We start from the raw sequence: 25,352 nt of genomic DNA, 5'->3' as shown, positions 1-25,352 counted from the left end.
AGGAAAACTGTCTTTGGCCGAATTTGCAGTTGTAAAGACTTCGGAAGGCGTCACCCGTCAGGTCATGGCGGATCATCCGGATCTGATGATGGTCGCATTCCGCTTCGAAAAGGCCGGTGCAGAAGGGGCTCTGCACAGCCATCCCCACGTGCAGTCGACCTTCGTGGAAAGCGGCAGGTTCAGGTTCTTCCTCGGCGAGGAAGAGCGTGAAGTGCAGGCAGGCGACAGCTTTGTGATACCGTCCGGACTGACCCACGGATGTGTCTGTCTGGAACCCGGGAAGCTGGTCGACTGTTTCACACCCAGACGAGACGACTTTCTCTGAGGAAAGACACAGAATTGTCTTCGGCGCGGGCGGGCCATCGAGGCCCCCGCGCTTTTCCCCTGACGCTTTTTTCCTGACGCTTTTTCCCGGGCCTGTTTCCCTGGCCCGGTACTCCGGTGCTCTCGGTCGCGGCACCTGTTGCGACCGGGAGATCGGAAGTCCCGGTCGCCACCCCCCGCCGGGTGACGAAGGCGCTGCGCGGCAATCCGGGTTCAAACGGTCCCCCGCTCCCGGTCTGGCTCATCTTCCTGCCGTCTATTGATCTTGGTCAATTTTACCGGGCTTTTTCCTGCTATTTTCAGGCTGAAATCCTGTTTTCCAACTTGATCTGGAAGCCGTCATTTGGCGGACCAGATCAAGGCCCTGCATCGGAAGGCTGGCGATGCATCGGCTCGACGGAGACCAATTGATGCCGAACGGGCGTGACCGCAAACGACGGGAAAACTGGGGCGACGGCATCTGGCAAGCCGAGGCAATCGGATGACGACCAGGGCCACCCCGAAACCGGATGCTTCAACGGATGGGCACATCGCCGCCATTCGCGGCGGAGTTGTCGACGTGGCCTTCGACGGGCCGGTGCCGCGCATTCACGATCTCCTCTATGCGGGCGAGATTGCCCTGGAAGTGTCCGGACTGATCGGCGAGGGCATGGTGCGGGCCATGGCGCTGGCCCCCGTGCGCGGGCTGGGGCTCGGCATGACGGTCAAGGCGACCGGCGGCCCGATCAGGGTCCCGGTCGGAGAGGGTGTTCTGGGCCGGATGCTGGATGTGTTCGGGGCGCCGATCGATGACCAGCCAGCCCCTGCGGCGAAAGAATTCCGCTCGATCCATCAGCCGCCGCCGGACCTGAGCGACCGGGTCCTGCATTCCCGGATCCTGGAGACCGGGATCAAGGCCATCGATCTTCTGTCGCCCATCGAACGGGGCGGCAAGACCGGGCTGTTCGGCGGGGCCGGTGTGGGCAAGACGGTCCTGATCACGGAACTGATCAACAACACCGTCCAGCACCACAAGGGCGTGAGCCTGTTCTGCGGGATCGGCGAGCGCTCGCGCGAGGCCGAGGAGCTTTACCGCGAGATGGGCGAGGCCGGGGTGCGCGAGAAGACCGTCATGCTTTTCGGCCAGATGAACGAGGCGCCCGGCGTCCGGTTTCTGGTTGGCAACACCGCGTTGACGATGGCCGAGTATTTCCGCGACGACAAGGGCCAGGACGTTCTGCTCCTGATCGACAACATCTTCCGGTTCGTTCAGGCCGGATCCGAGGTGTCGGGCCTGATGGGACGCATGCCGTCGCGCGTCGGCTACCAGCCGACCCTGGCAACGGAACTGGCCACGCTGGAAGAGCGCATCACCTCGACCAAAAGCGGGGCGATTACCTCGATCCAGGCGGTCTATGTGCCCGCCGACGATTTCACCGATCCGGCGGCCGCGCATATCTTTTCGCATCTTTCGGCATCTGTGGTGCTGTCGCGCAAGCGGGCCAGCGAAGGTCTTTATCCGGCGGTCGATCCGCTGGCCTCGGCCTCTGTGATGCTGACGCCTTCCGTCGTCGGACAGCGGCACTATGATATTGCCCGCGCCGTGCGCCGGACCCTGGCGGAATATGAGGAACTGCGCGATATCATCGCGATGCTCGGCCTTGAGGAACTGTCCTCCGCCGACCGTGCGACCGTGGCCCGGGCCCGTCGCCTGGAACGGTTCCTGACGCAGCCCTTCTTCACGACCGGGTCCTTCAGCGGGATGGCGGGCAAGCAGGTGCCGATCGCCGATACCCTGGCCGGTTGCGAGACGATCCTCGCACAGACCGAGTTCGAATTGCCCGAAAGCGCCTATTACATGATCGGCGGTCTGGATGATCTGGAGACCGGGACATGAGCATGGCCTCAGTGATGACCGTCACCCTGCGCCTGCCGACGCGCACGCTCTTCGAAGGGCAGGCCACGCGCCTGACGGCCGTGGCACCGAATGGCGCATTCGGCATTCTGCCCAATCATGCCGACTTCGTCACCGCGCTGGTGCCGTCGGTCATGACACTGCGTCTTCTCGACGGGCCGGAGGAAATCTTCGGTCTGGACGAAGGCCTGCTCGTTAAAAAGGGCCACGTGATCACCGTTGCCGCCCGGCGCGGCGTTCGCGGCGACGACCTGGACAGTCTGCAGGACACCGTGGAGACGAGCTTCATCCAGATGGACGAAGAGGAGCGCCAGGCACGCTCCGCCCTGTCCAGGCTCGAGGCCGACATGGTTCGGCGGTTTGCCGAGTTGCAGAGGCCGCTGCAATGACACCGGAACAGGACAAATCCACGGAGCAGATCGCCCGGCAGGCCAGGCGGATGAAGTCGACGCGCGATCATCCGGGACCGAGCCCGCTGAGGGGCGTCGGCACATTCGGAATGGTCGGCTGGGCCATCGCCGTGCCGACGGTCGGTGGTGCTTTTCTCGGCCTTTGGCTGGACCAGGTCGCACCACAGGGGTTTTCCTGGACGATCGCCCTGATCCTGGGCGGTGTCGTGCTGGGCGCCATCATGGCCGCCGCGTGGATAAACAGGGAAGGAGGCGAAAGATGATGGTTGTTGACTGGACTGCACTGTTGCTGGGGCTGGCGGCCGGCGCCGTCATGGGAGCCGTCTTCTTCCTGGGTCTGGCACTCGGGATGCGGCTCGCCCTGCGCAGCAGGAACACGATCGGGCTGCTGTCGTTGAGCGCCGTGCTGCGGATCGCTGCCCTGCTCCTGGCCGGCTGGGTGATCGTGGCACACGGCGGTCCATGGGCCTTTGCCGGCTATGGCCTCGCGTTCCTCGCGGCACGGTTCATCGCAACGACGCTTGCCCGCGTCGACGCTCCCGCCGAAGGCGCGCCATGACCCTGTCCCCCGACCAGACGGTCATCGTGGACGCCTGGGGCATCCCCATAAACGCGACCGTTTTCTACACCTGGATCGTGATGGCGCTGCTCACCGTCGCGTCAATGCTGATCACGCGAAATCTGCGTCCGGACGTGCCGCCGAGCCGCTGGCGGACGATGCTGGAAGTGATCGTTCAGGGCATCGAGAGCCAGATCGGGGAAATCGCCCAGAGGCCCTCGCACCATCTGCTGTACTTCGTGGGGACCCTGTTCCTTTTTGTCGCCACGTCGAACCTGCTGCTGGTTGTTCCGGGGTTCGAGCCGCCCACATCGTCCCTGTCGACCACGACCGCGCTCGCGATCTCCGTTCTGATCGCGGTCCCGCTTTTCGGTGTCGGCAGCCGGGGCATCGGCGGATATCTCAGGACCTATATCGAACCCTCCGTGATCATGCTCCCGTTCAATATCATCTCCGAGTTTTCACGCGGGGTCTCGCTGGCGATCCGCCTTTACGGAAACATCATGAGCGGGGCCGTGATCGCGGCCATCCTCCTGAGCGTCGCGCCCTTCTTCTTTCCGGTGGTGATGGATGTGCTCGGTCTCCTGACCGGCATGATCCAGGCCTACATCTTCGCGATCCTGGCGACGGTTTACATCTCAAGCGCCACCGCGCGCCCACCACAGTCCGAGCCTGAAAAGGATACTCCATGACAGACCTTGCCCTCATTGCCGCGATCTCGATCTTCACGGCCGGCCTCACCGTGTCGTTCGGCGCCATCGGCCCGGCGCTCGGCGAGGGCCGCACCGCGGCCACCGCCCTCACCGCGATCGCCCAGCAACCGGACGCGGCCCCGACCATTTCCCGCACGCTGTTCGTCAGCCTTGCCATGATCGAATCCACGGCGATCTACTGTTTCGTTGTCGCCATGATCCTCCTTTTCGCGAACCCTTTCTGGAATGCGGCAATGGAAGCGGCGCAGACGGCGGGTAGCTGACCCATGTCCATAGACTGGATCACCGTTGCGGCCCAGATCGCCAACTTTCTGGTTCTGGTCTGGCTTTTGAAGCGGTTCCTCTACCGCCCCATTCTGGATGGCATTGACGCGCGCGAAGCGGAGATCACGACCAGGATGCAGGAGGCCGGGCAAGCCGAGAAGGCGGCACAGGCAGCCGAGGCGGCGTTTCTTGAAAAGACGCGCGCCCTGCAGGCAACCCAGTCCGACCTGACGGAGACGATCCGGATAAAGGCCGAGGAACAACGCGATGCGTTGCTGTCCGATGCGCGCCAGCGGATGGAACAGGAACATGCAAGCTGGCGAGCGCATCTCGATCAGGAGACGCGCGATTACACCGCCCGGATGCATGGCGCCGGCGCAAGTGCGCTCCTGTCGCTCACACGCAAGGCCCTGGCCGATCTGGCGGACGAGACGCTGGAAGAGCGGATGGCGCATCATCTCGTCAGGAAAATCAGGACGATGTCCACCGACCTGAAGCGCGCCGCGGGCAAGGCGACCGGCGCGGTGGTGACAAGCCATGCGCCCTTGCCGCAATCGGCGCAGGAGGGTCTGACCGCCGAGCTGGCAACCGTTTTTCCGCATGCATCCGTCCGGTTCGATACGGATACGGCACAGTCTCCCGGCGTGATCCTGCGCATGGGGGGCGCGCAGCTTGCCTGGACCGTGGACACATACATCGACGGGCTCGACGCCGTAATTTCGGAAAAACTGGCCAACGGCACCGATTTGAGAGCGCAAGATCATGAGCACTGACACCGGCAACATCGGCGCCGGTCCCGAGACCGTTCTGAAGGCCCTTCTGGACAGCCCGGCGCCCGCGCCCCAGTTGAGCGAGATCGGGCGGGTCGAAGAGGTGGCCGACGGGATTGCCGTCGTGACCGGCCTGGAACGCGCGTTGTCGGAAGAATTGCTGCGGTTCGAATGCGGCGTCCAGGGGATCGTCCTCGATCTTGAACCGGGGCGCCTGGGCGTCGTTCTCCTGGGCGCATCGGACCGCGTCGCCGTGGGCGAAAGCGTCATGCGCACCCGCAAGGTCGTCAGCACCAGGGTCGGTCCGGCGCTTCTGGGCCGGGTCGTGGATGCACTCGGTGACCCGCAGGACGGCAAGGGTCCGGTCAAGGCCGAGGCGGAACGGCCCGTGGAAGCGGAAGCACCGAGAATTCTCGACCGCATGGCGATCTCGCGGCCGCTGGCGACCGGCCTGAAGGCAGTCGACGCGGCTGTGCCCATTGGTCTTGGCCAGCGCCAACTTGTCATCGGCGATCGCCAGACCGGCAAGACGTCTCTGGCCGTGGATGCGATCCTCAACCAGAAGAAGACCGAGGTCATCTGCATCTACTGCGCGATCGGGCAACGCGGCGACGCGGTGGCCAAGGTAATCGGCGCCATCCGCGAAGGCGGGATGGCGGCGCGGACCATCGTCCTGTCCGCGGGCGACGAGGGCGCAGCCGGCCTGGCCTATGTCGCGCCATATGCGGCGCTGACAATGGCCGAGTATTTTGCGCATCAGGGACGTGACGTGCTGGTGGTTCTCGATGACCTGACCCACCATGCAAGATCGTACCGCGAACTCTCGCTTCTTCTGCGCCGTCCGCCGGGCCGTGAAGCCTTTCCCGGCGACATCTTCTACATCCATGCCCGCCTGCTGGAGCGCGCCGGGCAATTCGCACAATCCGCCGGCGGCGGCTCCATCACCGTTCTGCCGGTCGTCGAGACCCAGGCGGAAAACCTGTCCGCCTATATTCCGACCAACCTGATTTCGATCACGGACGGACAGATCTATCTGTCGCCACGCCTGGTGCGCAAGAACCAGTTTCCCGCGGTCGATCTGGGCGTGTCGGTCTCCCGGGTCGGGGGCAAGGCCCAAAGCAAGGCGTTCCGGTCGGTGGCTGGAAACCTGCGTGTGACCCTGTCGCAATTCGAGGAGCTGGAGGACTTCGCCCGGTTCGGCACACGGCTGGATGATGCCACGCGGGCACGGCTTGTGCGCGGGGCCGCCGTCCGCGCGTCGCTGCGGCAGGCAGAACGCGATCCGATCCCGGCCCTTGAGCAGCTTGCCGTCCTGGTGTCTGCCATGGACGGGCAATTCGATGGACTGAGTGAGGCCGACACATTCACGGCCATGAGCACCCTCAGAGCGTCTGCCGCGCGCGAACTTGGCCCGTTGGCCGATCAGATTGCGCACAACCAGCCGCTCGGCGAAGAGGCCCGCGCGCAGATGGCTGCGCTTGGAAAGCAGGCCCGTCAAACCCTCGGAAAGCACGATGGCGCAAACCCTTGAAGCACTGACCCGGCGCACAGCCAGCATGCAGGGCATCCGCAGCGTGGTTCACACCATGAAGACGTTGTCCGTCATCAATTCCGCCCCCTACGAGCAGGCGGCCCGTGCCATTGAATCCTATCACGACACCGTTCTGGAAGGCCTCCATGCCTTTGTGTCCCGAACCGGACCGATGATCTCCACGACAAGGGATGTCGCGGCCCGGGTCTTCGTTGTTTTCGGGTCGGACCATGGCCTTTGCGGCAACTACAATGAAGCGCTGGCCACACATGTCGGGCGCCATATCGGGCCGAACGAGGCCCCGTCCACAACGATCCTGTGCATCGGGGCACAGATGGCCGATGCCCTGACGGATCAGGGGCTGAAAATTGAAAAGGCCCTGTTTCCGCCCGCGTCCGTCGACGGAATTGGCCGGCTCGCAAACCTCCTGACAAAGCGTCTGGACAGCATCCGGCACAGCAGCCAGCCCCGGGAAATTTCCGTTTCGCTCGCCTATTTTGCCCGCTCCGGTGACGGATCGCAGGCGCCCCGGATCGCGGCCCTGCTGCCTCTTGATCCAGACCTTCTTCAGGATCTCGCGACCAGGCCCTGGTCCTCGCGCAGCCTTCCGACGTTCTCGATGCAGCCCGGCGATCTGTTCATGGCGCTGATCCGGGCGCATCTGTTCGCAAGCCTGTTCCGGGCGGCGGCAGAAGCACTGGTCACGGAAAACGCGGCCCGGCTCGCCCTGATGCAACAGGCCGAGCAGTCGGTCGACGATCGGCTGGAGATGCTCAGGTCCGACACCCAGGCCTTGCGCCAGAGCGAGATCACGACAGAACTCCTCGATGTCATCATCGGCTTCGAGGCATTGAAGAAAGACAGGAAATCCGGAAAGCCCGTTCATCGCGGCGCGGACGAGGATGGGGACCGGGAGGAAACCTGACCTCGCGCCGGTACAAGGCTGGTCCGCGCACAAGGTGATCCCGCCACGAGGTTGATCGATGTCGGTGCCGGCAGCGATTCCTTTTTTGAACCCGTCCCTGGCGGCGCGGATGTCCGCCTGTGCAACATCGGCAGAACAAAAACCGGCGGCCGGGTTGCTCCCGTGCCGCCGGTTTCTTTCTAACGTCTCAAAGGCCCTAGAACGTAGCCTTTGCACCCACGCCGAACATGCGCGGCGCCGACATGATCGCAAATGATGCGACGCCCGGCCGGTTTTCCAGATAGGTCGGAGAGCGTTCGTCGAAGATATTGTCCACATATCCGTAGATCTGGAAATGATCGTGGATCTGGTACGTCGCCCGGGCATTGGCGACCGTATAGGGATCCACCTGAAATGCCTGGGAGTTGAGGTCGTCGGAATAATAGCCGTCAAAATGCTCGACGTTCGCCGACAGAACCAGATTTTCCAGGATGCGCCACTCGGCGCCGAACCCGAGCGTATAGCCGGGGGCCTTGCTGAACTCGTTGCCTTCCACCGCGGGGAGCGCGTCGAATTGGCTGATATCGCTCTTCAGCACACCGGCATTCGCATTGAAGCGCAGGTTGTCCAGCACCTGATAGCTCATCGCGACTTCAAGGCCATAGGTATGAGCCTTTTCCGCATTCAGCGTCAGGAGCTGGGTGACCGAACTGCCCGGAAGCACGGTCTGGAAGTATCTCTGGGAGTCCTGATAATCCGTGTAGAACAGGTTCGCCGATACGGACAGCTTGTCATCGAGAAGTTTCGCACGGCCAAAGATCTCGTAGTTCCAGGATGTCTCCTCCTTGAACGAAAGAGGCGTTCCGTTAAGGAAATCAAATGCGACACCACCGGGATTGAAGCCCCGGTTGATCAGGCCGCCCACGGTCACATCCGGCGTGATGCTGTATGCCAGTGCGATCTTGGGCAGAAGCGCATTGAAGGTTTCGTCATAGTCGAAATCCACCGCCCTGGTGGCTGCCCTTGTCGACTTGCCGGTGCGCTTGATCCGGTCGCTCTCGAACCGGAGACCACCTGTCAGGGTCCAGGTCTCGTTGATGCGATAGTCGATTTCCGTGAAGACGCCCAGATTGGTTTTGGTGTCATCGAAATCCGGAGACCCGTTGAACGGCAGCAGCAGACTCTCGTCCGACTGTGTGTGGGCTGCGTACAAACCGGCGACACCGCTGAACATGCTGTCCTGGGTGCCGAAATTCACCAGAGCCTCGTTCGACCAGTTCTGCTGGTTGATGGTCGCATCGCCATTGCCGACGGATTCCAGGCGGCGGTCGACATAGAGGTTGGTGTACTGTGTCTGGTTGCTGACAACGATGCCGTTTTCAAACTCGTAGGAAAGGTCGGCGATCCCGGTATTCGTGCGCGAATAGAAGCTCGGCACGCTGGTCTGCGAGTTTTCAAGCCTGTCGAACGGTTCAACGGTTGCCGCCTCGTAGGTCGGCTGGTTGTTTTGCGCCGTCGCATAAGTGAGCTTGGCCGTCAGCCCCGGAATGGCGTCCGGAGTGAAGAGCAGCTTTGCACGCCCGTTGAAGGACATGATGTCGAGGTTCGTGACATCCTCGGTAAAGCTCGAATTGATGTAGTCGATGAAGGTGTCGCGGCCGTAATAGTCCATCGCAACGCGGGCGGCCAACTGGTTGCTCAGGGGACCGGACAGCATGCCGGACACCCGGCGGGTGTTGTAACTGCCGTATTCCGCCTGGATGGCGCCTTCCGGCGTGAAGGTCGGATCCTTGGTCTTGACGATGATCGCACCGGCGATGCTGTTGGCCCCTTGCGATGTGGTCTGGGGCCCGCGGAACACCTCGATCTGGTCGAGATCCCAGATGGACGTCGCCCCGAACACGGTTTCAAAGTAGGTCTGGTAGTGCCCGTCGATATTGATCGACGCGCGTGGCACGGTGCCGGAATAGAAGGCGACGGCCCCCGTGTTCGGCCCTTGCGTGTCCTGCCCGCGAATAACCGGCGCAACGCCGACCGTTCCGGGATAGTAGACGTTCGGAACGTCCTTGATGGCACTTTGCACACTCTGTTCATCAGGGCGCGTTGCCTGGTCAGCACCGGAAATGATTTCCACCGAACTGGCCGTGTCCTGCAGACTGCGGGTGATTTTCTCTCCACTTACATAAATCGTTTCGAGAACAGTGGCACCTGGAGCGCCGTCTGGTCCAGTATCTTGAGCGAACGCGATACAGGAAACGAACTGTGAAATTGTGAACACAGCCGTACTGCCAAGCAACGTCGAAATCCGAGTCGGTTTCATCTTATTACCCTGATGATGATGTTTTTGCACAAGCTGGAATAACCTTGCCTGCGACAAATTTCGGAGGAGCAGACCCATTGACCAATGCGGTCCAAACTTGCCCAACCCCTTGAACAATGGATCAACTTGATTTCACTATACAGAATTGATTTCGCATTTCAACATGAGTTAAAAACTCATAAATAAAGGTTACCGAAACGCAACACTTGCTCTCAACAAGCTGAATTTTAACGAAAAATATCAGAGATGACCGATTGAACTCACGGCGTTAGCCTCCTACCCTGACGGACAAACGGGAGGGAGACCCATGCAAAACAGTTTGAACAACGGCAGCGCGGGAAAGACGCACCGGTATCCCCAGCAGGTGCGGACTTCATGAGCAGCGAGACTGACGAGGACATGCCGGGACAGACGCCCAAACGCTCCGGAACCATCCAGTCCGTTTCCATTGCAACGCGGTTTCTGAACATTCTCGCCAACGGGACCGAAGCCATGGCCCTGGGCGTGATCGCCAGGAAAGCGGGCACCGGCAGCCCGACTGCGCATCGCTACCTGCAGAGCCTGGTGAAAGAAGGGCTGGTCATGCAAGACCCCCAGACCGGCTTTTACGATCTCGGACCGACGGCCCTGAGCATCGGCATCGGCGCCCTGAAGAGAATAGACCCCGTCGATATCGCCGCGAAGCACATGAAGCACCTGGCCGGCGGCTTTGCCGCGAGTGCCGGCGTGGCCATCTGGACGGAGCGCGGCCCGACTGTTGTGCGCTGGTACCGCAGCGCCCTCTTTTCCATCAGTTCAGTTGGACTGGGCGACGTTCTGCCGGTCGACAATTCCGCTTGCGGACTGATGTTCCAGGCCTTTTTGCCGGACAAGCAGATCGATGTGGCCCGAAAGCTCCAGCCCGCGCATTTCCGCGGCAAAAGCCCCTCGCGCGCAAGCCTGGAAAGCGTACGCGCAAGCTGCTGGGCCGAATTGACCGACCATCTTCTGCCCGGCATCACCGGCCAGGCGGTTCCTGTATTCGATGCGCAACAGGAAATCGCGTGTGTCATGACGACGGTGACAAATCTCGGACTGCTGCACAAGCCGGAAGACAGGAAGGAATTGCTGAACTGCGCCAGACAGGCGGCACGGGAAACAGGCGGCACCACGGCCTTTTCTCCCGGGGATCACGCCCACACGACAAACCCGGACGCCCTGTAGGATGTTGATCGGCTCCACCAGGTAAAACCAACCGCAGTTGACAGGGGCAACCAGGGAACGCCCGGGACACAACCAGCCCTGGGAATTCAGACCCCCTGCAAGAGCGTGTCGAGCGCGCGGGTGATTTCCGCAAAGCACGCGTCCAGATCCCCAACGGGCTCGCTCAGTTGCTGGACTGAAACCGCTGTCAGGAACTGCGTCACCATCACATGGGTCATGCCGTCGATTGTGAACATCGGGTTCAAAAATCGCGCAGGCGCCGGCGCGTCGGACTTCGGCAAAAGCGGCACGACGACCCTGGTGTTCAGGGTGTCGAGAATGTCCGCCTGTACGTCCAGAACCAGCACATTGTCGGGTTCAAGCCGGTAAAGGTGGTTGCGCGGCATCAGAACAAACGGTTCCGGGCAAGCGGCACCCCGTGCCTGTCGACAAAGTCATTGGAGCTTTCCAGCGCCGTCTGATTTTCCTGTTTCCACTGATCCGCCATCGTTTTGGAAACTGCCGAACGGATTCCATCCTCGGCCGCCTGGGAGATGTTGATCCCCAGATCCTTGGCGGATCGAACCAGGGCGGCGTTTATCGTCAGGTTGGTGGACTTGCGGGCAGATGATTGAGCCATGACGCCAACTCCGATGATTGAAAATCCGCTCCGAGACTAGGATTGGAAATGCGTGCCGTCAATGCGCATGAGCCATGCGCCAAGAGGCATGCGCACAGTTCCGGGCTTTGGATTTCTTTTGACCGTTTGACCATTTTTTGCCGCCAGACAGAAACCCGGCGGGTTTCCATCCAGGAGATTAAACTCACACGAAATGAGCTTTAAGCTGCAGGTTTTTTTCGGACGCCGAGGCAAGAGGGTTCCGATGAAGCCGGAGCGCATTGGCCCGCAGGCCGCCGTAATGCGGAAATCTTTGCGACAGGCCCCTCGCAGATCCTTCCGGATCCCTCTCATTGCGCGCGCGCGAAACTTTCGACCGTTTTCAGTGCGCCGTCGAGATCCGTACCCTTCTCGTCCTTGAGCGCGGCCTCGCGCAGGCGGGCGACCCATTCGGGACCGTCGTCCCGGTGTTCCACCAGTCTCGCTCCGGAAAGCACCTTGTCGAATTTCGACAGACCTCTGGCATGAGTGTCCGAATAGCCCTTGATCAGGCGCCGGCACTTGAGGACCTCGACCGCCATGGCATAGCGCGCGGGAAGATATCCCGCCACCATCTTCAGCCAGGTCTCCAGGTGGTCCTGCTCCATCCGGTGGCGCAGCGTCCTGCGGCGCCAGCCACGCAATCCGCCGAGCGTATAGAGCGTCAGAAAGCCACGCAGGCTGTCGGTGCGGATCCGACGACCCCGGTTCACCCAGCGGTCGATGCGCTTCATCCAGACCGGGTCGTTTTCCAGCTTGCCGCCGAGTTTTTCCGGCAGCAGGCCGACGATTTCCTCCGCGCGCGGGTGAAGATAATCGGTGAGCTGCAGGACATGCCCGGCGCCGACCCGCATCTCGGTCTCGATGCGGCGGAACCGTTGCGCCCTCGTTTTCAGGTCCGCCACCCGGATGACATCGTCATACGCCATTGCATTGGCGATGTGTTTCGCCGCCTCGCGCGACAGTTCGAAATCCTTCGCAGCATCGTCAGCGCCGACGAGTCCCTCAAGTTTGTCCAGATATTCCGTGCCGTAGGCAATGTCCTGAAAGTCGACGACCTTGCGCAAGCCTGCACGGGTCATCTCCTGCACGGCTTCCGGCAGCGCGACGATCCGCGCCTCCAGTCTGGCGTAGCCGTCGCGGTTTTTTTTGGGACCGGCCGGCCCGAGTAATTCCTGCTGTGCGGGTTCGGATGCCTGTGTAACCGTCTCGCCGTTCCTGGCCAGGTCGAAGCCCACGGCGAAAGCGCGCAGACTGGCCTCGACCCCCTTGCCGCCCACGCGGATCGCCTCTTCAAAAGCCTCCCGCTCGAAAGGCAGAGCCTGCGCGCCGGCCAGCGCACCGAACAGCGAGGCGGAAACGACGGAACCGACCTTGAGCGCGGCCGTATCCATGTCGGCCAGCACGACCCTTCGTGCCGCCACCTCGGCAGCCGCCTTCACTTCTTCGGACGAGGCCATGCCGTCACCCGGCACTGTCTTTTCGGAGACCGCGAGCATCCGGTGGGTCGAGGCGATCAAGGTGGTGCGGTCGGGCGTGACGAAGCCGCGCACGATGGCACGGCCGGCCTCCATCAGTTCCGCGGCGATGAGGATGTCGATGTCACCGGCGGAGGGTGCCAGAGAAAAGACGGGGGCCGTCACGGTTCCGGGCGCCATTTCGACATAGTAGATCGTCGCGCCGGTGCGCTGCGCGACCCCGGCCACGCTGGTCGCCTGGCAGTGATAGCCCTGCGCGCGCGCAACGCTCTCGATCCAGTTTGTCAGGACACCACCGCCCTGACCGCCGACGGCCATGACGGCGAGCTTGATGATGCCGTCGAGGGCCGGATCGGCCGGCTGTGCATCGAGAGGCAGGGCGAGAGACATCAGATCTCCTCAACGGTGAAGGTCAGGCGGTTCCCGGACCGGCGGTCCTGAAGCCAGGTGATCACTTTCGTCCGCACACCGACCAGCCAGCGCTCGAAGCGACCGGGATTGTGCACCACCTTGGCCTCGAAGAAGGACGGACACAGGATGGCGGCGTCGGCGACCTCGCCGCAGTTGCCACAGCCGACACAGGACTGATCGATATGGGCGACCGGATCGTCGCGCAGGGGATCGTCCAGTTTCTTCAGCGACAGCGACGGACAGCCCGACAGGCGGATGCAGGCGTGATCGCCGGTACACACGTCCTGATCGACACCGAAGCGCGGCACCTCGACCCGTGCGCCACCCGCGATCGCCTTGTTGCGCAGGGGTTTTTCGCGCCGCTGGCGGTTGAGCATGCACTCGGAAGAGGCCACGATCACCTTCGGCCCGTCATAGTCGGTTGTCAGCGCCTCGCGGATTGTGGCGCGCATTTTCGTGACATCATAGGTCCGGTCGATCTGCCGGATCCACTTGACCCCGGCCCCCTCGAGCGCCTTCGTGATCGGGTTGTTGGTCGACTTGGTGTTGTTTTTCGCACGGCTGGAGGGAATGTCCTGACCGCCGGTCGCCGCCGAATAGTAGTTGTCGACGATGATGGCGACGCTGTCGGACTTGTTGAACACCATGTTGCCGATGGAGGAACTCAGGCCGTTGTGCCAGAAGCCGCCATCGCCCAGGATCGAAATCGCCCGCCGCGCACCACCGCCGTCGAAGGCCGCGTTGGAGGCGGGACCCAGGCCGTAACCCATGGTCGAGCCGCCGATCTCGAAGGGTGGCAGGCAGGCGAACAGGTGACACCCGATATCACCGGTAATCTGGTGCTGGCCGACCTCCTGCTCCACCATCTTGAGCGACGCGAAGATCGGCCGCTCCGGACATCCGGTGCAGAATCCCGGCGGGCGGATCGGAACGGTCTGGCTGAGATCCGGCAATTCCGGCCTGGGCGCGTTCGGGGCCAGCACCTTGCCCGGCAATGTCTCCGGCGCATACCGCCGCACGAAGGCGTCAATACCGTCAAGCATGATCTGGCCGGTGTATTCTCCGGCGCGCGGGAAGATGCCCTTGCCTTCCAGCTTCGTGGTCCGGCCTTCCTTGTAGAGCATGGCACCGAGTTGCTGCTCGATGAATTCCGGCTGGCCTTCCTCGACCATCAGCACCGCCTCCTTGCCCGCGCAGAAATCCAGCAGATCGGATTTCACAACAGGATAGGTGACGTTGAGAACGTAGAGCGGAATTGTGGTGTTGCCGCTGATGTCGGCGAGACCCAGCCGCTGCAGCGCGCGGATCACGCTGTTGTAGATGCCGCCGGGACAGATGATGCCGACCCTGCCGTCTTCGGGACCGAAACGCTCGTTCAGGCCCTTTTCCAGAATGAACTCTTCGGCCGCCGGCCAGCGGTTGTCGATCTTGTCGTGCTCGTGGGCGTAGGACATCGGCGGCAGCACGACGCGCTTGAAGTCGCGCTGCGGATTGGACAGGGCATCGCGGACCGACAGGGGCGGCGGAACGTTGTCGCCGGTCGCGAAACTGCCGGTCACATGGCAGGAGCGGATCCGGACCATCAGCATGACAGGCGAGTTGCTGGCCTCCGACAAGGCGAAGCCGTCGCCGACGGATTTCACGATGGAGGTCAGGTTCGGGCGCGGGTCCAGAAGCCAGAACTGGGATTTCATGGCAAAGGCATAGGAGCGCTCCTGCATGATGGAGGAGCCTTCGCCGTAATCCTCGCCGACGATCACCAGCGCCCCGCCGTTCACCCCGGAAGACGCCAGGTTGGCGAGCGCGTCGGAGGCGACATTGACGCCGACCGAGCCCTTGAAGGTGACCGCGCCGCGAATGGGGTAATGCACGGAGGCCGCCAGCATGGCGGCAGCGGCCGCTTCCGAGGCATTGGCCTCGAAGCGGATGCCGAGTTCGCCCATCAGGTCTTCTGCGTCCGCGAGCACATCCATCAGATGGGAGATCGGAGCGCCCTGATAGCCGCCGACATAGCCGACGCCGTTTTCCAGAAGCGCCTTGGTGATGGCAAGAATGCCCTCACCGGTGAAAGTGTCTCCGGCGCCTTTTCGAAGATGCTCTACCTCAGCCTTGAACGACCTTTCGGCCATCGGCTCCTCCTACGCGGTCACGTCAAATCGGGTGCTTGCGCACGTTTTTCAAGATGGTCTGCAGCGTGGCGACGAAGGCCCGCTGGTCGGCATCGCTGATGCCTTGGAACATCTGCTGGTACGCATCGGCCAGATGCGGCCAGAGCTGCTCGTGGGTCTGGCGGCCCTTCGGGGTCAGGTGAACGCGCACGGCGCGGCTGTCGTCCTTGTCGGCAACCCTGAGGACCAGGCCGTCCCGCTCCAGCGTATCCAGCGCCCGGCTGAGGGTGGAGACCTCGACCACGGCATAAATCGACAATTCCCGGATCAGCAGACCGTCCAGCACGGACAGAACCGCGAGTGTTCTCATTTTCGGCGTGGTCAGACCCAGCCTGGTCATTTCCTCGCGAAGCGATGCGTTGTAGCGGCCCATGATGCGGTTCATCAGATAGGGCGGGAAATTCTCAAGTCCGATTTCGCCCAGTCGCGGCACACGGGTGTCTTCCATCAGTCGTTCAGCCGGATCCTCGTCGCTCATGCACCCATCCCTTTCGCCAGATTGTAGCCGGATCCGCCGCCAAGCCCCGGACCGGGGTGTGTCGAGGCACCTATCATGTGCAGGTTCCGGATTTGGGTGTCGCTGTTAGCGGAATGGGCAAAGGGACGCCAGAGAAAGAACTGATCGATGCTGCAGGACCCGCCATAAGGATCACCGCCGACCAGATTGATATTGAGATCGTTGAGATCCGCCGGCGAACAGGCGCTCCGCGCCAGCTTGATCTCGTCGAAATTCCTGATGTGCCGCCGCAGGATCTCCTCCACGCGATCGGCGAACGCCTCGCGGACGGCTTCCGTCCACTCCGGTCCGGTCTCGATGACCCCGGCGGCGTCTCCCTTGATCACACGCGGCGCGTCGGGAACCTGCAGCCACAGGATGCCCTTGCCTTGCGGAGCGCGGGAGGGATCGAGCCGGTGCGGCTGGCCGACACAGATGGTCGGCGTTTCGGGCAGGAGCCCGCGTTCTGCCTCATTGCAGGATTTGGACACGCTGTCGATGCCGTCGGCAAGATGGATCAGGGCGACATTCTCAAGCCCTTCGGCGATCCAGTCCGGCTCCCCGTCCAGCGCATAGTGCAGTTGAAAGTTGCCGCGGCCATAGCGGAACTTGCGCACCGCATCGGGCGCCGGTTCTTCTCCCAGAAGCCGCTGGCTGAGCTGCGTCGGCGTCACCGAGGCAATGACCGACTGCGCGTCGATGGTCTCCCCGCTCGCCGTGCGCACACCAACGGCCTTGCCGTTCTTGACCACAATGCGCTCGACATCTGTTCCGGTGCGGATTTCGCCGCCGTTTTCTTCAATCAGCTTGCAGAAGGCCTGCGGAACACTGGCTGCGCCTCCCCTGGCCACCGGCGCACCGGCCGCTTCCAGGGCAAAGGCGATCACCCGGCCCATCTGACCGGAATAGGTGCTTTCAGGGGTCAGCCCCGTGTGAAGCACCCAGGGTGCCCAGAGTGCCTGCAAGGTTTCACTGGAATAGCTCGTCTCAAGCCAGCCTCGCGCCGGCTGAAGCGCGGCCCCGAACCAGGCTTTCAGTCCGGCAAGGCCGCGTTTCCAGGCCTGCCTGGCCATCAGGCGCGCCATTTTGACCGACCAGAGCGGATTGCCGAGCAGCGCGAACAGGAAATCGGCATCGGCCTCGATGCCGCCCACGTCGGCGGCGTGCTGCCCACCGTCTCCCGCCGCCAGCGCATCGAAAGCGGCCACATTGGCCGCCCGGTCCATGGACAGCACCGCCGTCTCTCCGCCCGGCCGCAGAACCGCCGCCGGACAAGGGCTGTGACAGAACTCCAGGCCATGCCGCCCGAGATCTCCCGCCAGCTCGCCATAGGCCGGCGACGTCAGAAACAGGACGAAGGTGGTTGCCATGACATCGTGCCGGTAGCCCGGCAGAGTGATTTCCTCGCTCCGCATGCAGCCGCCCGGCACCCCGGAGCGCTCCAGAACGAGAACCGGCTCGCCCTTGCGCGACAGCAGAGCTGCCGCAACCAGGGCATTGATGCCGGAACCGATGATCACATGCGGGGCGGCCACGATGTCGACCTCAGGCTTTCGGAACCAGGACCAGGGCGCGGATCGGGCTGCCCGTCCCGCGTTCGATCTTCAGGGGCGCCGCGATCAGGATCGCGCCTTTCGCCGGCAGCTTGTCAAGATTGGCGAGCGACGCCAGCCCGAAGCAATTGTCCCGGTGCAGAAGATTATGCGCCGGGAACGGCGGCTCCATGCCTCCGGCCTGGCCGGCATCGGTGCCGATGCATTGGGTGCCCCAGCCGACGATCTTCTTCGACAGAAGGTACTCGATTGCATCCGGCGTCGGCCCCGGGCTGTGCGGTCCGGTTTCATCCGCGTTCAGGAACAGGGTCTCGTCATGGGCGCGCTTGTCCCAGTCGGTGCGCATGACGACCCACTCGCCGGCGCCGATCTCGCCGTTGGCCGCTTCCCAAGCCTTGATCAGGTCCGCCGTCAGCAGAAAATCGGGATTGTCCGTGCTCTCCGCCGAGCAGTCGATGACATTGACCGGCGCGATCAGCCGCTGGACATCGAGCGTGTCGGTAAAGCCGTCTTCATAGTCCTTGCCGGTGATCCAGTGATGCGGCGCATCGAAATGGGTGCCGGAATGCTCCCCCAGGACCATCCAGTTCCAGGCAAAGAACGGCCCGTCGCTGTCGTATTCGCTGATCTTGTGAATTTCGATCTTGGGCGTGTTCTTGGCAAAATCAGGCGGGAGCTGAAGAATCGGCGTCTTCGGCCCCAATGTCCCCGAACAATCCACCACTTCGATCTCTCCGGACAGGATCTTCGACCCCAGCCCGCTGAGCGCGCTCTCTGCAGACATGATGTGTTCCCTCTGTACCTCTTCGGCCTGTCGGCTCGTTATCGAAATTCAATGCTAGACAGATTTATTTGTATTTGCAATTATCTTCTTGACGAGGAGACAAAGTGCATGATGGACGAAACCCTGGACAGCGTGATTGTCGGCGGCGGACACAACAGTCTCGCCTGCGCTGTTCATCTGGCGTCCAAAGGCTGGAAAGTCGGCGTCCTCGAACGCAGCTCCCAACCGGGCGGTGCGGTAAAAACCGGTGAATACACCCTGCCCGGCTTTCGCCACGACTGGGCCGCCATGAATCTTTCCCTGTTCGCCGGCTCTGCCTTTCACAAGGAATACGGCGCGGAGCTGAGCCGGCACGGATTGAAGTTTGCCCCCGCATCCGATTGTTTTGCCTCCGCTTTTTGCGACGGCACCTGGCTTGGCGTCAGCAATGATCTGGAGCTGACCGCCGGCAGGATTGGCGCCATGAGCGCGGAAGACGCCGAAACATGGCGGTCGCTTTCGGCCGAGTTCCCGGCCCGGGCGGAATGCCTGTTCGGCCTTCTGGGCAGTCCGGCAAAAAAACGTGCATTTGCATATATATTGATCAAGGAGTGGCGCCGGAACGGCACCGGCGGCCTGCTCGACCTGATCCGCTTTCTGCTGTCTTCACCCAGGGACTGGCTGAACGAGACCTTCGTTTCGCCCAAGGTACGCGCCCTGCTGGGAGCCTGGGGCATGCATCTCGATTTCGCCCCGGACATTTCAGGCGGCGCGCTCTTCCCCTATCTGGAAGGCATGGCCAACCAGGCCTTCGGCATGGTGCTCGGCGACGGCGGTGCGGACACCCTCGTCAAGGCGATGGTGGCCTCGATCGAGGAAAAGGGCGGGTCGGTCGTCTCGAATGCCGAGGTGACACGTGTCATCGTCGAAAACGGCGAGGCCCGCGGCGTCGAACTCGCCGACGGCCGCCGGTTCATGGCCCGCCGGGCAGTCATTGCAAATGTCGCCCCGAAGGCTCTCTTGAAATTGACCGGCGAGACCGGCAATGACCGCTATCAACGCGGCATGACGACATCGGCGCATGCGCCTGGCACCATGATGATCCATCTGGCGATGTCCGGACTGCCGGACTGGCGGGCGGGCGAGGAGCTGAAGAACTTCGCCTATGTTCATCTGGCGCCGGATCTCGACCAGATGGCGCGCACCTATGCGCAGGCCCAGGCCGGCCTCCTCCCGGACGAACCGATCATCGTCTGCGGCCAGCCCACCGCCGTCGATCCGAGCCGCGCCCCCGAGGGCAGGCACGTGCTCTGGCTTCAGGTCCGCATGGCGCCCGGCACCATCTCCGGCGACGCGGCCGGCGAGATCGGCGCCACCGACTGGAGCACAGCGGCCGAGCCTTTTGCCGAGCGCGCTCTTGATATTCTCGAGCACTATGCACCCGGGACCCGCGCCAAGATCCTTGGCCGCCATATCGTGACACCCGCCATGCTGGAGGCGGACAATCCCAATCTGGTGGGAGGCGACCAGATCTGCGGAAGCCATCATCTGACCCAGCACTTCCTGTTCAGACCCGTTCGCGGCTTTGCCGACGGCACCACACCGGTGAGGAACCTGTTCCACACCGGTGCCGCCGTCTGGCCGGGGGCGGGCACCGGAGCCGGGCCCGGATATCTGCTCGCGCAAAAACTTGCCGGATAGCGACACAAAAAACGCGGCGGCACCAGAGCTATAAAATGGGGAACAGTAGACATGAAAGTATCAAGACGCACGCTGCTTAAAAGCGCGGCTGCCAGCGGAGTGCTGACGGCTGTCGGAACGCCGGTTCTTGCCAGTGAGATCGAGGAACTGGTGATCGCCTACAACGTCAACCTGCCGAGCTGGGACCCGACGGTCGGCCCCTCTGCGGTGAACCCGACCATCCAGGGACTCTATCAGTCCGTTTTCGACATGTTCATTCATCAGAACACGGACCTGAGTTTCGGACCAGGCCTCGTCACCGCCTGGGGCTGGAACGACGACAAGTCCAAAATCTGGATGGATGTGCGCGAGGGCGTGACCTGGCACAATGGCGATCCGCTGACACCGGAAGACATCGTCTGGTCGCTGGAGCGCGCCGGCAATCCGGAGACCGGAAACCCGATCCAGTTCATCTGGGGCAAGATCGGCAATTTCGAGATCGACGGCAACCGCATCACCGCCGATGTCAAGGAATACGAGCCCACCATCTTCAAGTGGATGAGCTTCCTGACCGGTTATGTGCTGCCGAAAAAATACTTCGAGGAAGTCGGCGCGGATGGCTTCGAGGCCAACCCCATCGGAACCGGCCCCTACATGGTCGACAAGTTCGAGCGCAACGCCTTCGTGCGGCTGAAAGCCAACGAGAACTATTGGGGCGGCGCGCCGGAGTTCAAGTCGGTCACCATCAAGTTCGTCACCGACGCCTCCAGCCGCACCTTCGAGGTCATGTCCGGCAATGCCCATGTGACCCTGGAAATGCCCTACGAGGAATTCAACCGGCTGAAGGAGCAGGCCGGCATCGTCGGCACCGCCGCACCGGTGTCGGACATCGGCATGATCTTCCTCAACGACGTCGAGCCGATGAACGATCCGAACGTGCGCAAGGCCATGGCCCACGCCATTGACAAGAAACTCATCGTCGAGCGGCTGCTGTCAAACTACGGTGTTCCCATCGACACCCTGCAGACACCCGACTATTCGGCCTATGACGCCTCGATCACGGTGCCTTACGACCCGGAAAAGGCCAAGGAACTTCTGGCGGCTTCCGGCTATGGCCCGGACAATCCGGTCAGGTTCACCATCCAGACCACGCGTGGTTTCAAACCCAAGGACTATGAAATCATCCAGGCCATCGTCGGGCTGTGGCGCAAGATCGGCATCGAGGCGGAAATCGAGGTCTACGAGATCGCCAAGCATTACGAGCTGCGCGCCGCGGACACGCTCGCTCCGGCCGCCTTCTACAACTGGGGCAATGCCATCGGCGACCCGACCACCTCCACCGGCTTTGCCATGTTCGGCCCGTCGCCGCATTCGGTCTGGGACGGCGAGGACCTGATGCAGAAGATCCTGCCGCTGTGGGGCGAGGCCGATGAGGACAAGCGCATCGCGGGCTGGAAAGAGGTCGACCGGTTCATCGCGGACAACGCGCTGGTCATTCCGCTGATCCAGTATGTGCAGCCGATCCTGCATTCCGACCAGGTCAAGGTCACGCCCCATGCATCGGGCGCGTTGCTGCCGCATCTGATGACCCGTCCGTAACGCGCCGTCACCAAACCCGCCTTCGCCGCAGCGCTCAAGCTGTTCCTTGCTCCCGGAGCGTTGCGGCGACTTTTTTTTCCGACGGATCACAGGCCGGTCTTCATGCCAATTGCGCGCGCGTTCGCAACGCGCCTCGTCACCACCCTGATCACCCTGTTCGGGGTCGCCGTCATCGTCTTCGTCGTCATCCGCGTGGTGCCAGGCAACCCGATAGCCATGATGCTGCCACCGGGAGCGACCGAGGCCGACATCGCGCGGCTTCAGGCGCTCTACGGTTTCGACAAGAGCATCCCGGAGCAGTTCTGGATCTGGATTTCCAACGTGGTCCAGGGCGATTTCGGCACGTCCATCACCCTGCGCCAGCCGGTCTTCGGCCTTGTGCTGGGCCGCCTTCCCGCGACGCTGGAACTGTCCGTGCTGGCGCTTGTCATCGCGGTGCTTCTGGGCGGTGCGGCAGCGCTGACCGCGACCCTCTATCGTGGCACCAAGGTGGAAGGCAGCGTTGATGTCGCCGGCGGTGTCGCACTCTCCCTGCCCGACTTTCTGTGGGGTCTTGCGCTGATCCTGCTTTTCGGCGTGGTCTGGCCGCTGTTTCACATTTCCGGCCGGATCTCACCGTCTCTCGGCTTCGAATTCAGCTCGCACTTCTATCTTTTCGAGGCGCTCGCCCGGCTGCGGTTCGACGTGGTCGCCGACCTGCTGGCCCACATGCTGATGCCCGCGCTGGCCCTGGCGATCCCGCTCGCCGCGATCATCCTGCAATTGCTCAAGCAATCCCTGAAGGAATGCATGCACGATGATTACATCACCCTGGCCCGGACCAAGGGCTATTCCGAGACCTCGATCATCCTGCGCGACGCCCTTCCGAATGCGGTCCTGCCCACGCTGACGCTGATCGGCGTGCAGTTCACTTTCCTGATCGGCGGCACCGTGATCATCGAACGGCTGTTCTCCTATGAAGGGCTGGGCAACATGGCGATCGACGCGGTCATCAACCGCGACCTGCCGCTGATCCAGGGCATCGTTCTGGTGTTCGCGCTGCTGTTCACCCTGGTGAACCTTCTGGTCGACATGACCTATGCCGCCCTGAACCCGAGGCTGCGCCATGCATGATGCCCGCGGACATGTTCGCCGCCTGCCCGGCCTGAGGCTCTGGCTCAGCGGCGGCTGGCTGACCCTGCTGGTCCTGGCCGCAGTCTTCGCGCCCCTGATCAGCCCGCACGATCCGCTTGCCCAGGACCTGTTCGCCGGGCGGCTGCCGCCCTTCTGGGAAACGGGCGCCGACCCGGCCTATCTGCTCGGCACGGATTCGCTCGGCCGTGACGTGCTGAGCCGAATGCTCTACGGGGCCCGGCTGGCGCTGATCGTGGCATTCGTCGCCGGCACCCTGACCTGCCTCATCGGCGCGACCCTCGGTCTGATCGCCGGTTTCTACCGGGGCTGGGCCGACCTTGCGATCTCGCGTCTTGTCGACATCTGGATGGCCTTCCCGCCGGTGCTGTTCGCGATCCTGCTGATTGCCGTTCTGGGCACGGGCCTGATGTCCGTGATCATCGCCATCGTCGTCATCGACTGGACCCGGTTCGCCCGGGTGGTCCGTGCTGAGGCGATGGGCCAGGGCGCGATGGACTACGTCGCCTCGGCCCGGGTCGCCGGCCGCACCCGCTTCGGCACCGCGCTCGCCGAAATCCTGCCCAACGTGCTGCCGACCATCGTCGCCCTGTTGACCCTGGAAATGGGCATCGCCGTGATCGTCGAGGCGATCCTGAGTTTCGTCAACCTGTCGATCTCCACCGACCAGCCGACCTGGGGCGGCATGATCGCCGAGGGCAGGAGTTCGATCTATCAGGCGTGGTGGGTGCTGGTGTTTCCGCTGTTCGCCCTGTTTCTCACAGTGCTCAGTTTCTCCCAGTTCGGTGAGGGACTGAAAGAACATTTCGATCCGGTGCTGCGATGAGCTTTCTGCAGATAGAGGACCTGACGGTCCGGTTGAGGAACGGCCCGCCGCTGCTGCGGCGTGTCTCGCTCGGCGTCGAAGCCGGAGACGTGCGCGCACTGGTCGGCGAGAGCGGCGCGGGCAAGAGCATGATCGGCAAGGCGGTGCTCGGCATCCTGCCGCGCGCGGCTGAGGTGAGCGAAGGCAGGATCCTGCTCGAGGGCGAGGACCTGCAGACGCTTTCGCCGAAGGCCCGGCGCCAGCGGATCGGGGCGAAGGTCGCGCTCATCCCCCAGGACCCGCTGACCGCCCTCAACCCCTCGCGCCGTGTCGGCCCACAGATCACGGACCGGCTGGTGGATATTCTCGGCTGGAAACGGCCGGCCGCCGAAGCGCGCGCGCTGGAACTTCTGGAGGAAGTCCATATCCAGGAACCCGGAAGGGTCATGAAGGCCTACCCGCATGAATTGTCGGGCGGCATGCGCCAGCGCGTGCTGATCGCCTCCGCCTTTGCCGCGGAACCGAAGCTGATCATCGCCGACGAGCCGACCACCGCGCTCGATGTGACCGTGCAGAAGCAGATCCTCAAGCTGATCCGCGAAATGCAGCAGCGCCATGGCACCGCGCTGCTGTTCGTCACCCACGATCTCGGCGTGGTCTCCAAGATCGCCCAGTCGCTGACGGTGCTTTATGCTGGCAAGGTGGTGGAAGATACCGTCGTGCGATCCTTTTTCGCCGGCCCGGCTCATGCCTATTCCCGCGCGCTGCTGGCGGCAACACCCAGATACACCGACCCGGACGGCTCGCTGACGCCTGTCCCCGACAGCGTTGTTGCGGAAGTGAACCGGGAAATCGCCGCCTTCGACGTGACCATGAAAGAAGGCGGGCAGCCATGACGGACAAGATTTACCAGTTGAACGACCTGAAGGTGTCGTTCCCGGACATGTCCCGCAAGCCGCTGCTGGGGGCAGCGCCACGCATCGAGGTTCTCAAGGGGCTGACCTTCGACATCCCGAAGGGCGAAGTGCTTGGCATCGTCGGCGGCTCGGGATCCGGCAAGTCGACCCTGGGCCGGGCGCTGATCCGCCTGATCGAGCCGGACAGCGGCAGCATCCGCTTCGAGGGCACGGACATTACGCATCTGACCGAAGACAGCCTGCGCCCGTTGCGCCGACGCTTTCAGATGATCTTTCAGGATCCGATGTCCTCGCTCAATCCGCGAAGGCGGGTCGGCGGCATCATCGCCGGTCCCCTGCGGCTTCAGGGGTTCGACAACATCAGGAGCCGGGTCGACGAGGCGCTCGACATGGTCGGCCTGCCACGTGAATTTGCGGCCCGCTATCCTCATGAACTTTCCGGCGGACAGCGCCAGAGGGTGGGCATTGCCCGGGCGATCGCACTGAAACCGGATTTCATTCTCGCGGATGAAATCGTTTCCGGCCTTGATGTCTCGTCCCAGGCGCAGGTGCTCAATCTTCTGGAAAACCTCGTCAGGGAGCTCGGACTGACGCTGGCCTTCATCAGCCATGACCTGTCCGTCATCCGCCGGCTGTGCACGCGCATTCTTGTGCTCCACCACGGCGAGATCGCCGAGAATGCGCTGACGCCGGAGCTCTTCGACAATCCGAAAGCAGATTATACACGCATGCTCCTCGACGCCATTCCCCTGCCCGATCCGGATCAGGTCTGGTTCTGAGTGCCGCTGCTTCTGCGGGTTGACGAACCGGAACAAGTTGCGC

General features: G+C 62.8%; 25 protein-coding genes. 17 read left to right on the top strand and 8 right to left on the bottom strand.

The annotated features are described in order from the left end of the window. The first annotated feature begins 64 nt into the window (after positions 1 to 64). The 10 genes from AC0VX3_RS04505 (at position 65) to AC0VX3_RS04460 (ending at position 7,390) form a co-directional block, all read left to right on the top strand. Complete coding sequence (locus AC0VX3_RS04505) at positions 65 to 325, top strand: cupin domain-containing protein (RefSeq protein ID WP_348152939.1); 261 nt, start codon at positions 65 to 67, stop codon at positions 323 to 325. 480 nt (positions 326 to 805) lie between these two features. Further along, positions 806 to 2,200, top strand: coding sequence for a F0F1 ATP synthase subunit beta (atpD, locus tag AC0VX3_RS04500; protein WP_475523721.1), 1,395 nt, complete (start codon positions 806 to 808; stop codon positions 2,198 to 2,200). Then, positions 2,197 to 2,607, top strand: a complete 411-nt coding sequence (locus AC0VX3_RS04495) for an ATPase (RefSeq protein ID WP_475523720.1) — start codon at positions 2,197 to 2,199, stop codon at positions 2,605 to 2,607. The genes atpD and AC0VX3_RS04495 overlap by 4 nt, the downstream gene beginning before the upstream one ends. Continuing rightward, positions 2,604 to 2,891 (top strand): AtpZ/AtpI family protein, encoded by a 288-nt coding sequence (locus AC0VX3_RS04490; RefSeq protein WP_475523719.1) that lies wholly within the window; start codon positions 2,604 to 2,606, stop codon positions 2,889 to 2,891. Before AC0VX3_RS04495 ends, AC0VX3_RS04490 begins: the two co-directional genes overlap by 4 nt. Continuing rightward, positions 2,888 to 3,187 carry an N-ATPase subunit AtpR gene (locus tag AC0VX3_RS04485; RefSeq protein ID WP_475523718.1) on the top strand — a complete coding sequence of 100 codons (300 nt, stop codon included), beginning with the start codon at positions 2,888 to 2,890 and terminating at the stop codon, positions 3,185 to 3,187. Before AC0VX3_RS04490 ends, AC0VX3_RS04485 begins: the two co-directional genes overlap by 4 nt. Next, positions 3,184 to 3,879 carry a F0F1 ATP synthase subunit A gene (locus AC0VX3_RS04480; RefSeq protein ID WP_342895620.1) on the top strand — a complete coding sequence of 232 codons (696 nt, stop codon included), beginning with the start codon at positions 3,184 to 3,186 and terminating at the stop codon, positions 3,877 to 3,879. The genes AC0VX3_RS04485 and AC0VX3_RS04480 overlap by 4 nt, the downstream gene beginning before the upstream one ends. Beyond that, a complete protein-coding gene (locus AC0VX3_RS04475) occupies positions 3,876 to 4,163 on the top strand; it encodes a F0F1 ATP synthase subunit C (protein WP_342895621.1) in 288 nt (95 codons plus the stop codon). Before AC0VX3_RS04480 ends, AC0VX3_RS04475 begins: the two co-directional genes overlap by 4 nt. A 3-nt stretch (positions 4,164 to 4,166) precedes the next feature. Continuing rightward, a complete protein-coding gene (locus AC0VX3_RS04470) occupies positions 4,167 to 4,937 on the top strand; it encodes a F0F1 ATP synthase subunit B family protein (protein WP_475523717.1) in 771 nt (256 codons plus the stop codon). Beyond that, positions 4,927 to 6,465, top strand: a complete 1,539-nt coding sequence (locus AC0VX3_RS04465; RefSeq protein ID WP_475523716.1) for a F0F1 ATP synthase subunit alpha — start codon at positions 4,927 to 4,929, stop codon at positions 6,463 to 6,465. The genes AC0VX3_RS04470 and AC0VX3_RS04465 overlap by 11 nt, the downstream gene beginning before the upstream one ends. Next, positions 6,449 to 7,390, top strand: coding sequence for a F0F1 ATP synthase subunit gamma (locus tag AC0VX3_RS04460; protein ID WP_475523715.1), 942 nt, complete (start codon positions 6,449 to 6,451; stop codon positions 7,388 to 7,390). Before AC0VX3_RS04465 ends, AC0VX3_RS04460 begins: the two co-directional genes overlap by 17 nt. A 196-nt stretch (positions 7,391 to 7,586) precedes the next feature. On the opposite strand, the gene AC0VX3_RS04455 is transcribed toward AC0VX3_RS04460, so the two are convergent. Beyond that, positions 7,587 to 9,689 (bottom strand): TonB-dependent receptor, encoded by a 2,103-nt coding sequence (locus AC0VX3_RS04455; RefSeq protein ID WP_475523714.1) that lies wholly within the window; start codon positions 9,687 to 9,689, stop codon positions 7,587 to 7,589. 375 nt (positions 9,690 to 10,064) lie between these two features. Between AC0VX3_RS04455 and AC0VX3_RS04450 the strand changes: the two genes are divergently transcribed. Next, a complete protein-coding gene (locus tag AC0VX3_RS04450) occupies positions 10,065 to 10,892 on the top strand; it encodes an IclR family transcriptional regulator (protein WP_475523713.1) in 828 nt (275 codons plus the stop codon). Positions 10,893 to 10,978: 86 nt separating this feature from the next. On the opposite strand, the gene AC0VX3_RS04445 is transcribed toward AC0VX3_RS04450, so the two are convergent. From AC0VX3_RS04445 to AC0VX3_RS04415, 7 genes are all read right to left on the bottom strand, one after another. Next, positions 10,979 to 11,278, bottom strand: a complete 300-nt coding sequence (locus AC0VX3_RS04445) for a CcdB family protein (protein ID WP_475523712.1) — start codon at positions 11,276 to 11,278, stop codon at positions 10,979 to 10,981. Beyond that, the gene (locus AC0VX3_RS04440) at positions 11,278 to 11,511 is read right to left on the bottom strand and encodes a type II toxin-antitoxin system CcdA family antitoxin (RefSeq protein ID WP_475523711.1); all 234 of its coding nucleotides are present in this window, start codon (positions 11,509 to 11,511) and stop codon (positions 11,278 to 11,280) included. Before AC0VX3_RS04440 ends, AC0VX3_RS04445 begins: the two co-directional genes overlap by 1 nt. 329 nt (positions 11,512 to 11,840) lie before the next feature. After that, a complete protein-coding gene (locus AC0VX3_RS04435) occupies positions 11,841 to 13,397 on the bottom strand; it encodes an indolepyruvate oxidoreductase subunit beta family protein (protein ID WP_475523710.1) in 1,557 nt (518 codons plus the stop codon). Then, entirely contained in the window at positions 13,397 to 15,547 is a 2,151-nt protein-coding gene (locus tag AC0VX3_RS04430; protein ID WP_475523709.1) for a thiamine pyrophosphate-dependent enzyme, read from the bottom strand. Before AC0VX3_RS04430 ends, AC0VX3_RS04435 begins: the two co-directional genes overlap by 1 nt. Before the next feature lie 22 nt (positions 15,548 to 15,569). Further along, positions 15,570 to 16,064, bottom strand: a complete 495-nt coding sequence (locus AC0VX3_RS04425; RefSeq protein ID WP_475523708.1) for a MarR family winged helix-turn-helix transcriptional regulator — start codon at positions 16,062 to 16,064, stop codon at positions 15,570 to 15,572. Then, a complete protein-coding gene (locus AC0VX3_RS04420) occupies positions 16,061 to 17,620 on the bottom strand; it encodes a phytoene desaturase family protein (RefSeq protein WP_475525133.1) in 1,560 nt (519 codons plus the stop codon). Before AC0VX3_RS04420 ends, AC0VX3_RS04425 begins: the two co-directional genes overlap by 4 nt. A 7-nt stretch (positions 17,621 to 17,627) precedes the next feature. Next, positions 17,628 to 18,419 (bottom strand): cyclase family protein, encoded by a 792-nt coding sequence (locus AC0VX3_RS04415; protein ID WP_475523707.1) that lies wholly within the window; start codon positions 18,417 to 18,419, stop codon positions 17,628 to 17,630. 111 nt (positions 18,420 to 18,530) lie between these two features. On the opposite strand from AC0VX3_RS04415, the gene AC0VX3_RS04410 reads away from it, so the two are divergent. From AC0VX3_RS04410 to AC0VX3_RS04385, 6 genes are all read left to right on the top strand, one after another. Further along, positions 18,531 to 20,099, top strand: a complete 1,569-nt coding sequence (locus tag AC0VX3_RS04410; RefSeq protein WP_475525132.1) for a phytoene desaturase family protein — start codon at positions 18,531 to 18,533, stop codon at positions 20,097 to 20,099. Between the two features lie 51 nt (positions 20,100 to 20,150). Further along, complete coding sequence (locus tag AC0VX3_RS04405) at positions 20,151 to 21,677, top strand: ABC transporter substrate-binding protein (protein ID WP_342895633.1); 1,527 nt, start codon at positions 20,151 to 20,153, stop codon at positions 21,675 to 21,677. 102 nt (positions 21,678 to 21,779) lie between these two features. Further along, positions 21,780 to 22,790, top strand: a complete 1,011-nt coding sequence (locus AC0VX3_RS04400; RefSeq protein WP_475523706.1) for an ABC transporter permease — start codon at positions 21,780 to 21,782, stop codon at positions 22,788 to 22,790. Continuing rightward, positions 22,783 to 23,634 (top strand): ABC transporter permease, encoded by an 852-nt coding sequence (locus AC0VX3_RS04395; RefSeq protein ID WP_475523705.1) that lies wholly within the window; start codon positions 22,783 to 22,785, stop codon positions 23,632 to 23,634. Before AC0VX3_RS04400 ends, AC0VX3_RS04395 begins: the two co-directional genes overlap by 8 nt. Then, on the top strand, positions 23,631 to 24,509 hold the full coding sequence (locus AC0VX3_RS04390) for an ABC transporter ATP-binding protein (RefSeq protein WP_475523704.1): 879 nt from the start codon (positions 23,631 to 23,633) through the stop codon (positions 24,507 to 24,509). Before AC0VX3_RS04395 ends, AC0VX3_RS04390 begins: the two co-directional genes overlap by 4 nt. Next, positions 24,506 to 25,309, top strand: a complete 804-nt coding sequence (locus AC0VX3_RS04385; RefSeq protein WP_475523703.1) for an ATP-binding cassette domain-containing protein — start codon at positions 24,506 to 24,508, stop codon at positions 25,307 to 25,309. The genes AC0VX3_RS04390 and AC0VX3_RS04385 overlap by 4 nt, the downstream gene beginning before the upstream one ends. Positions 25,310 to 25,352: the final 43 nt, after the last annotated feature.

The sequence above is a fragment of the Roseibium sp. QJM3NY_11 genome (assembly GCF_056173175.1).
Note: the sequence above shows the minus strand (reverse complement) of the source record. Positions and strands in the feature narration are given on the sequence as shown.